Annotated in this window: 2 protein-coding genes; both read right to left on the bottom strand. The window is 53.8% G+C overall.

What is annotated here, in order from left to right:
- The coding region (locus PSI22_RS20920; protein WP_273581411.1) for a non-ribosomal peptide synthetase at positions 1-2,918 on the bottom strand (2,918 nt) is incomplete at its 3' end.
- A 4-nt stretch (positions 2,919-2,922) separates the two neighbouring features.
- Positions 2,923-3,234 (bottom strand): hypothetical protein (locus PSI22_RS20925; protein ID WP_273581412.1); only part of this gene is annotated, 312 nt, incomplete at its 5' end.

A 3,234-nucleotide genomic window follows, 5' to 3' on the forward strand; every position in this document is an offset into this window, starting at 1 on the left:
ACCTGCGGGTGCGAGGCCAGCGCACTTTCAATTTCCCCCAGCTCAATGCGGTAACCCCGGATCTTGACTTGAAAATCATTGCGCCCCCGATATTCCAGATTGCCGTCCGGCCGCCAGCGCACCCAATCGCCGGTTTTATACAGGCGGGTGTAGCCCCGCGCCTGATCTTCGGCCGTGGCAAACGGGTTCACCACAAAACGCTCCGCCGTCAACGTCGGCCGGTTCCAATATCCGCGGGCCAGCCCCGCACCCCCGATATACAGTTCCCCCGGTGCCCCGATCGGGGACAGATTACCCTCACCATCAAGGACATACAGACGGGTATTATCAATTCCCTTACCGATCGCTCGGTCCCCGTCCTGCAATAAGTTTTGGGTGGCGCACACGGTGCCTTCGGTAGGGCCATACTGGTTAAACAGTATGACGTCCGGCGGTAGATTCAACGCATTCAGCGCTTCGCCGCCGGTATGGATGACCTGCAAGGTTGAGCGAGCCAGTTCGGCGGCAAAATGATTCATCAAGGCGGTGGGAATAAATGCCTTGGTAATTTCGTGCGTATTGATAAAAGCCAGTAGCTGGTCACTGTCTCCTGTCACGGCCGCCGGCGCGATAAAAATCGTCGCGCCGGCCATCAGGGCCGGGAATAACTCAAATACGGACGCATCAAAAACATAATTGGAAAAGAACAGGGCCTTTACCGTTTCCCCCAGTAAATGCGTTCGGGCAATAAACTGGGACAGATTCACCACGCACGCATGTTCAACCATCACTCCCTTCGGCTGGCCAGTCGTCCCCGAGGTGTAGATGATGTACGCCAGATCCGTAGAGGTATTCACCGGAGCAGGATTATTCACTGGCCGACCTGCGGTCACGGACAGATCATCCGCCGCGATCAGTGACAGCGCGTGGGGGTATTCCCCCAGCGCCGTTAAGTACCGCTGCTGAGTCACCACGCACGGGGCTGCGGTGTCGGTCAGAATAAACCGGGTTCGCTCGGGTGGATATTCCGGCGAGATCGGCACGTAGGCGCCGCCGGCTTTTAGTACCGCCAGCATGCTGATGACCATTTCCAGGCTGCGATCCAGATACAACGCCACCGGCGTGTCTGCCAGCATCGGCGCATGGCGCTGCTGCTGATAGCGTTCACGGATCACAACCGCCAGCTGGTTCGCCCGTTCATTGACCTGTCGGTAGGTCAGCGTTGCCCCCTCAAATACCAGCGCCACGTTATCCGGCGTGGTTGCTGCACGCGCCTCGAACTGCTGTTGCAGGGTGTGGCTCTGCGGGTACGGCACGTCGGTCTGGTTCCAGCGGTACAGCAGGGTATGGCGCTCGTCGTCACTGAGAAATTCCACCGACGGGTGCGGCTGGTGTGGATCGCGGGCGACGGTATGCAGGATGCGCTCAAGCTGGCACAGTAAGCGCCGCGCCTGTTCGCCCGTCAGCCAGTCTTCGCCATAACTCAATTTCACGGTCAGGCTGTCACCCTGTTCATAGGCCATCAGTAACACCGGATAATCCACTTTTTCGATGGCCTGACGGAATGCCAGCGTGTTTTCAATGCCTGTCCCGTCCTCGCTCATCACCGGGGCTGGGTAGTTTTCAAAGACCAGCAGACTGTGGAATAAACGAGTTCCGTCGGGCTGCAAACTGGCCAGTGACACCGCGCTGTGGCTGTTGAGTGCCGCAATATCGTTCTGGATTGCCTGTAAAACGGCCAGCACGCTGCCGGCAGGCTCCCATTGCACTGTCAACGGCAGGGTATTGATATACAGCCCGACACTGGACTCAATCCCGTCTACCGGCACATCCCGTCCGGACACCACGGTGCCGACAAGGGTCTGTTCATCCCCGCAGTAACTGTGCAGTAATTTATGCCAGGCAAATTGCAGCACCACATTCAGCGTGACCCCCTGCTCCCGACACATCGTCTTGAGCTGCCCATAGGCGTTTCCCTCTACCGTCAGCACCTGCTCGGCCGGGTTTTCAACCGTTTTTATCTGCGCCAGGTCAATCCCGTGACTTAACAACGCAGAAAGATCATTCGCCCCCTGAAACTGAGTTTTGCGTTCAGCCCAATACGCCTCGGAGGCATCTTTGTGATCAAGATGATACTGCTGAGTCGCCAGGTAAGCCGTGTCCCCCCCTTTCGGGGGGACTCGTCCCTGCACCAGCGCATTGTAATACTCATGCACGGTCTGCAATAAAATCGGGGTACTCCAGCCATCGGCAATACAGTGATGCTGAGTGATCAGTGCCGTCACCCGCTGTGCCTGCTGCCTGATTAAGGTGAAACGGATTAACCCGGGCTGGCTTAAATCAAAAGGCTGGGTCCGGTCATTTCGCTGGAGTTCTTCAATCGCCCGGTCCCACTCTTCTGGCGGTAATGAACTGATATCTTTGATCGTGAAATTAGCCGGCCCGATGCTGGTGCCCTCCGTCACAATCTGCAACACCTCCCCTTCCCAGTCAAAGGCCGTCCTGAGGGCAGGGAAGCGCAGTGAAGCCAGTGTCCAGGCCTGTTGGTAAGCCGCAAAATCCAACCTGTCGTGATAATCCAACAGTAACTGTACTCGATAAGCATCATCCTGCGGTTGAGCCAGATAATGATAAACAAAACCCTGCTGCAAACTGGTAGCAGGAAATATCGCTTCAATTTTATTTTCAAGATATTGGCTGGGATCAGCAAAAGTTATATCGAAATTAGACTGATTTTTATTAAAGATAAAACTTTGAAAATCCTCTTCAGAGAAAATACCTCTTTCATTTAAGAAATCTATTACGCTTTGCCTTTTCTCTTTTACTTTATCGATTAATTGAACAGGGGGCGTTTCTCCTGCAAACGCCAGTTTTAACTTATTTTCACAGACCCATACTGACACCCGATTTTTAATTAGTTCTTTCAGTAATATCAACATATTGTTACACATCCAAAATTGTTTTCTTTTCTACATGGAGAGACGAATTTTCGTTATTCACATGATCAAGACGATGAGTCAGTTGATTTAACTGCTCGATTGAAACGCCTTTAATTCCATAATCACTGGGGGTTTTTACTCCGCCCAACCGGGCCTGTTTTTGGCCGGCCGTGATAACGGTGGTGAGTGCCTGCTCAAGTGCCGTGATAAATACCTGAGTCTGGGCCTGTGACAAACGGGAGTTCACACTGAATTGCAGGCTTCCCGCCTGAACCGCCCCATTGATATCCAGCAGCAAAGGATTGGGGTTATCGCT

The sequence above is a fragment of the Xenorhabdus aichiensis genome (assembly GCF_028598775.1).
Lineage (GTDB): Bacteria > Pseudomonadota > Gammaproteobacteria > Enterobacterales > Enterobacteriaceae > Xenorhabdus > Xenorhabdus bovienii.